The sequence below is a fragment of the Colwellia sp. D2M02 genome, from assembly GCF_018860755.1.
GTDB classification, from domain to species: Bacteria; Pseudomonadota; Gammaproteobacteria; order Enterobacterales; family Alteromonadaceae; genus Colwellia; species Colwellia asteriadis.
This window is the reverse complement of sequence record NZ_JAHKPW010000020.1, coordinates 1-5,227: the sequence shown is the minus strand read 5'-3', so window position 1 is coordinate 5,227 and position 5,227 is coordinate 1. Positions and strand designations below refer to the sequence as shown.

Sequence of the window (5,227 nt, the reverse complement as noted above, 5' to 3'; positions counted from 1 at the left end):
CGCCATAGTCTCTTGTTATATTTAATAAACGTTAAAATGTGTAATTAACACCGATACTTGCACTGTTCCAATTAGATGAATCCAAAGTACTTACAGCTAAATCAGGTAAAACTTGATAGTCTAAGAATGCTGAGAATTTTTTTGATATTTGATAATTTATACCTACTCCATAAGTGAAGCCACTTTCAGAGTGATCCCTTGTATCTTGGAATCTAATTTCACTAACTGTAGTGTTTTCTTCGACAATTTTATATTGGCTTTGGGTTTCTAAACTGTATGAAGTTTTAATAACACCAGCTAAAGCATAGATACTAAAATCATTTAGTATGGGATAGGTCCCTTTTATAAGCAACGAACCTTGGTTGTCAATTTTTTGTTTATAAACATAGTACCCATCCTCTTCTCCACATGGGCATAAAGCAGAATACTCTGATACCCCCATATTTAACCGAGTTTCAAGAGAAAAATACTGGTTGAATTGATAACCTAAAATAACTCCTGCTGTGCTTAAATCAGATGAAGATTCAATGTTTTGATTACTATATTGTACACCGACATAGAAATCACTTTCATTTTCGGCCTGAGCTGTCAAGGTAAAGATTAAAGATAAAGCAAGGGTGACTAAGCATAATGTTTTGTTCATTTTAAATCCTTTAAATTATTATATTCCAATTTTAAATACTATTTTTCTTCGAGTTGAATGTTACTACCTTATTTTAATGTAATATATATTATTAAGCTGAACACCACCTGAACACTGAATTAAATATAACGCCCTAATAATACGCTAAAAATTGTTTGCTAAAATGTGTAGCGAAGCGAAACCGAGCAAACTGTTAGCAGTCCCGCTTTAAATACTTGTTATGAAACGATTGATACAAAACTGTTTTTTAGCTTAACTAACACAACAACGGTACAGGTAACTACAACAAACGGCCCACACAACAACATAAATAACTTTGACCAAAAATTAATCTCCTCAGTAAAGACTGGGTGCCAAAAATAAATAAGAGACAAATTCCCTGGAAACAAAAGAATTTGATAACCGGGTAATGGGCCACTAAAAAACTTCCAAAGGCTCTAATTTAATGTAAATGTAATAAGCCCTATAATTGTGGCTATTACACCAGAATAAATTGCTACTGTATGGGATTTATAAAAATTAATTTAGTTTCATAACCCCCTGTTAAGGGGCTTTCTGTTAGTTTGCTATAATTGTGAAGTGAAACGAAACCGAGCAAACTGTAAAAAAGTCCCGCTTGAACAGTTTGTTAGAGCTATACTTTATAATTCCATCCGCACTTGGTTTTAGCTTCTTTCGCATTCTTTGCCCCACTAACCACGAAGTCCAATTGTATAGATGTCAAAACAGGTGTTTTATCAATATTTACTTCTGTTGCTGACCATTTCCAGTTTTTAAGAGAAGCCGCAGCATGATCATCAAATACACCTTCAGGATAAGACTCCTTAACTTTGTAGCCACTGGTTTTACCATTTTTGTTGATGCCAACAATAAGATCTACACAACCAGACAGTCCTTTTCTTGCTGCTGATATTGGGTATTTAGGTTCTTGCCTCTTTTCAACGACCCAATACTCTTTAACTAATTGTTTTTGTTCTTTTAAAGATAAATCCTTATATTCAATTGGGGATTTATCGGCAATCTGCACAGTATCATTAGATGCACATGCACCTAAAAATAAACTTATTATTGTAATTGAAACAACATTTCTCATCGCTAACTCCTTATAGCTCTAACGCCTCATTAAGAGGCAAATAATATGTTGGCTAAAATAAGTGAGGCACGAGCAAAAGACCAACTGTATTTTGTCCGACTTAAATTCCTTGTTAGTGTTTAGCCTAGCCAACTGTTAATTCTGTTCACCGTTGCCTGTGCGCTTAACCGATTTATTGAGCCATACGCAAAAGGTAGAACCGACATTAATAGCTTTTCATAGCCGAAGCCTGCTTTTTGAAAACTCTTATTAATGAGCAATCCTAACCTAGCCTTGGCGAAATATAAACACCGTAAAAAAGATTAACACGCTGTGTAAAAGCTATTTTCACCAAACCGAAAAAACATAAAGCTAAAACACCTAACGCCTCGCTAACGGGCGCAAAATTGTTGGCTAAAATTAGCGAAGAGTGAGCGAAAGCCAACTTTTTGCGCCCACTTTGAGCGACTTGTTAATTGCTGGTAGTTAAAAGCAACAAATTTACAACAAGTTACCACGTTTATGGAATGGTAGAAAGAGCCAATAAACGCCGCCGCAATAAACACCTAAACGTGAACTTTGAGCCTTAGCAACTAAAGCAATTTAATCACTAAACTACGCAAGGCGAAACTGATTGGCAAAAAGGAAGTAAAGATTAAAAGGCACTTCCATTGCCACACCAAAGAATTGAACCAAGCGCAAAAGCTAATATTGTGCGCTCAACGACAAATAATTTAACTCGAATTAGTGCGGGCAACTAACGCCGCACTAAGAGACAAAAAATTGTTGGTTAAAATTAGCGACGAAGGAGCAAAAAGCCAACTGTTTTTTGTCCTTTTAAGTGACTTGTTATGTGCCAATACGCTATACTGTACCAAATAACGTACATGAACACTTTGGAGATACACATGGATGCTATAAGTTACACAGCTGCTAGAGCAAATTTAGCAAATACAATGGCGCATGTCTGTAATGATCACGCACCAATTATTATTACACGTAAAAGTGAAGATCCTGTTGTTATGATGTCTTTAGAAGACTATAACGCCATGCAGGAAACTACATACTTACTAAGATCCCCTGCAAATGCTAGAGACCTTTTAGAGTCAATTGCCGAGCTTGAAGCTGGAAATGGTACTGAAAGAGAGCTTATTGAATGAAGTTAACATTTTCAACAAAAGCTTGGGAACAATACCTTTACTGGCAAACCACCGATAAAAAAATACTTAAACGTATTAATCTACTCATTAAGGACATTCAAAGAACTCCTCAAGAAGGTATTGGTAAACCAGAGCCTTTAAAGCATGGATTATTTGGATATTGGTCGCGTCGAATAAATGATGAACATAGGATCGTTTATAAACATCACGATGACACGATTCTAATTGCACAACTACGATACCATTACGGCACATAACGCCCCATTCAGGGGCTGATAATAGCTTGCTAAAATGTGAAGCGAAGCGGAACCGAGCAAGCTGTAAGCAGTCCCGTTGCTGTAATGGCTTGTTATGTACGTATTACCACTGTTCTGCCAATAAAGTCATGCAATGCTCTCCGTTTTTCATTAAACAACATTGTAACAAATTCAGATATTACCCAGGTTATTGCGACGACACCCAATACAGCTGCACTTAAAGTTACAAATGTTGATAATGTTCCTGTAGTTTCGATAGATGAAGCAACAACGACAATTAAAATCAAAGATAAGGTATTTAAAACTAAATTAACAGATTCTCTTCTTAGAGCTTGTTTTACTCCTATTTCTGATTCGTCTAAGTGATTCAACACTTTAACGCCTAGAGCCATTTTGCCAAATGTTTGCCCACCACAAAGGCCGTGCATTAACACAGCATAAACCCCTAATTGAATAGCATTAAAAGTTTGAAAAAATTTATCTTGTTGGGTGTAATCAAAGCCAAATATTAAACTTTCCACATAGAGGATAATCGCAAACAGTATTCCATCAATGAAAGCAGCCCAAAACCGAGGCCAGAATGTAGAATATTTACTAACTTCTATTTCTTCAAAAAATTCATTTTTACCTTGAGATGTGTGATTGGGATCATTTAAGAGCTCGATGACTTCTGCATACCTTTCAGGGTATGCATCTTTATCAATATGTTTCTCTGCATCTAGCAATTCATCATATGTAAATTCACTGAAGTTTGGTTTGTAATCCATTATTTGTGACGACTCCATATGTATATAACGCCGCATTAAGCGGACTAAAATTGTTGCCTATAATGTGTAGCGAAGCGAAACTTAGGCAACTGTTTTAGTTCCGTTTAAATGCCTTGTTATGCGCCTAATTGATATGATGGATTGATTCTAGACATGATGACTGTATCAATATATTTACCAGATTTGAAAGTACTTAACCTTTTTGTACCTTCGATTTCAAAGCCCATGCGTTTATATAATGAAATAGCACCTAAATTATCTTTATGTACCTCTAGCTCTAAGCGTGTAATATTTAGCCAATTGTCTGACTGGTCAATAACAGCATTCATTAAAGCTTTACCTATACCTTTTCCATGAATCTCAGGGTGAACCGCGATAGCTAAACTTGCACAGTGTTTAGCCCTAACCTTAATAGATTGAAAAACAGTGACATGCCCCACTACTTTAGAATCATGTTCAGCGACTAACGTATAATTTTGAGGGCTGTTGAAAAGAGATGCAACAGTATCTGTACTTAGATATTGAAGCTGAGATGTATGCTCCATTACCGATGCATTACTATAAATATCAAAAATATCGGGATTATCTAACGATTCCAAGTGTCTAATTACAGGTTTCAAAACTCTTCCTTTTAGATTAATTATGGCGCATAACGCCCTAATAATGGGCTAAAATGTTGAGGAACGAAAACGAGCAAACTGTTTTAGTCCTTTTAAGCACCTTGTATGGATAATACACCCATCTTTTTTATTCTTTTTAAACATCTTTAGGTAAAGTGAGACCCAGGTTTAAGCAGCAACTTAAGCTTTCCTTGTCGTAGTTCGATTGAGCAAAGGCTCCTCAGTTGAGAGACCGATAACAAGAACGAACGCGACAAAGGACTCCAAGCACCACACTCGAATAGTCTACTGGGTCTCGAACCCGCATTATGCAAGTAAGAGTTAGCTTATTATGAATACAAAAACAAAGCAAAACATAAACGTAGGTGTTGATACAGGAAAGTATCAACTAGATATATTCATCCGCCCACTTGGTACTTATTTCACCGTAACCAACGATGAAAAAGGCATTAATAAAGCGGTTAAAGAAATTAAAAAACACAAGCCGAAGCGGATTGTTATTGAAGCCACAGGTCGTCTTGAAATGCCATTTATCTTGGCATGTGCTAAGGCTAATTTACCTTTTACCATCGCTAATCCAATCCACGTAAAACGTTTTGCCGGAGCGATCGGTCAACGGGCAAAAACAGATAAACTTGATGCGGAGCTTATCGCTCATTTCGGTGAAGCGATTGAGCCACCATTATCCACCTTAAAGCCGGACACGAT

At 36.4% G+C, this 5,227-nt stretch carries 7 protein-coding genes; 3 read left to right on the top strand and 4 right to left on the bottom strand.

What is annotated here, in order from left to right; genetic code table 11:
- Nucleotides 1-31: 31 nt before the first annotated feature.
- Entirely contained in the window at nt 32-643 is a 612-nt protein-coding gene (locus tag KO495_RS02730; protein WP_215978863.1) for a porin family protein, read from the bottom strand.
- 634 nt (nt 644-1,277) lie between these two features.
- Nucleotides 1,278-1,736: an energy transducer TonB gene (locus KO495_RS02725; RefSeq protein ID WP_215978862.1), complete on the bottom strand. Its 459-nt coding sequence runs from the start codon at nt 1,734-1,736 to the stop codon at nt 1,278-1,280.
- Nucleotides 1,737-2,623: 887 nt separating this feature from the next.
- Here KO495_RS02725 and KO495_RS02720 point away from each other — a divergent pair.
- Both KO495_RS02720 and KO495_RS02715 read left to right on the top strand, forming a co-directional pair.
- Nucleotides 2,624-2,875, top strand: a complete 252-nt coding sequence (locus tag KO495_RS02720) for a type II toxin-antitoxin system prevent-host-death family antitoxin (protein WP_118961497.1) — start codon at nt 2,624-2,626, stop codon at nt 2,873-2,875.
- A complete protein-coding gene (locus KO495_RS02715; RefSeq protein WP_215978861.1) occupies nt 2,872-3,132 on the top strand; it encodes a Txe/YoeB family addiction module toxin in 261 nt (86 codons plus the stop codon). Before KO495_RS02720 ends, KO495_RS02715 begins: the two co-directional genes overlap by 4 nt.
- A gap of 92 nt (nt 3,133-3,224) precedes the next feature.
- Here KO495_RS02715 and KO495_RS02710 read toward each other — a convergent pair whose 3' ends face one another.
- Nucleotides 3,225-3,899: an RDD family protein gene (locus KO495_RS02710; protein ID WP_215978860.1), complete on the bottom strand. Its 675-nt coding sequence runs from the start codon at nt 3,897-3,899 to the stop codon at nt 3,225-3,227.
- Nucleotides 3,900-4,015: 116 nt separating this feature from the next.
- Nucleotides 4,016-4,519: a GNAT family N-acetyltransferase gene (locus tag KO495_RS02705; RefSeq protein WP_252738768.1), complete on the bottom strand. Its 504-nt coding sequence runs from the start codon at nt 4,517-4,519 to the stop codon at nt 4,016-4,018.
- A gap of 331 nt (nt 4,520-4,850) precedes the next feature.
- Here KO495_RS02705 and KO495_RS02700 point away from each other — a divergent pair.
- The coding region (locus KO495_RS02700) for a transposase (RefSeq protein ID WP_215978859.1) at nt 4,851-5,227 on the top strand (377 nt) is incomplete at its 3' end.

Coding starts and splice junctions, on each gene's coding strand:
- KO495_RS02730 (WP_215978863.1), bottom strand. CDS start 643: ATGAACAAAACATTATGCTTAGTCACCCTTGCTTTATCTTTAATCTTT.
- KO495_RS02725 (WP_215978862.1), bottom strand. CDS start 1,736: ATGAGAAATGTTGTTTCAATTACAATAATAAGTTTATTTTTAGGTGCA.
- KO495_RS02720 (WP_118961497.1), top strand. CDS start 2,624: ATGGATGCTATAAGTTACACAGCTGCTAGAGCAAATTTAGCAAATACA.
- KO495_RS02715 (WP_215978861.1), top strand. CDS start 2,872: ATGAAGTTAACATTTTCAACAAAAGCTTGGGAACAATACCTTTACTGG.
- KO495_RS02710 (WP_215978860.1), bottom strand. CDS start 3,899: ATGGATTACAAACCAAACTTCAGTGAATTTACATATGATGAATTGCTA.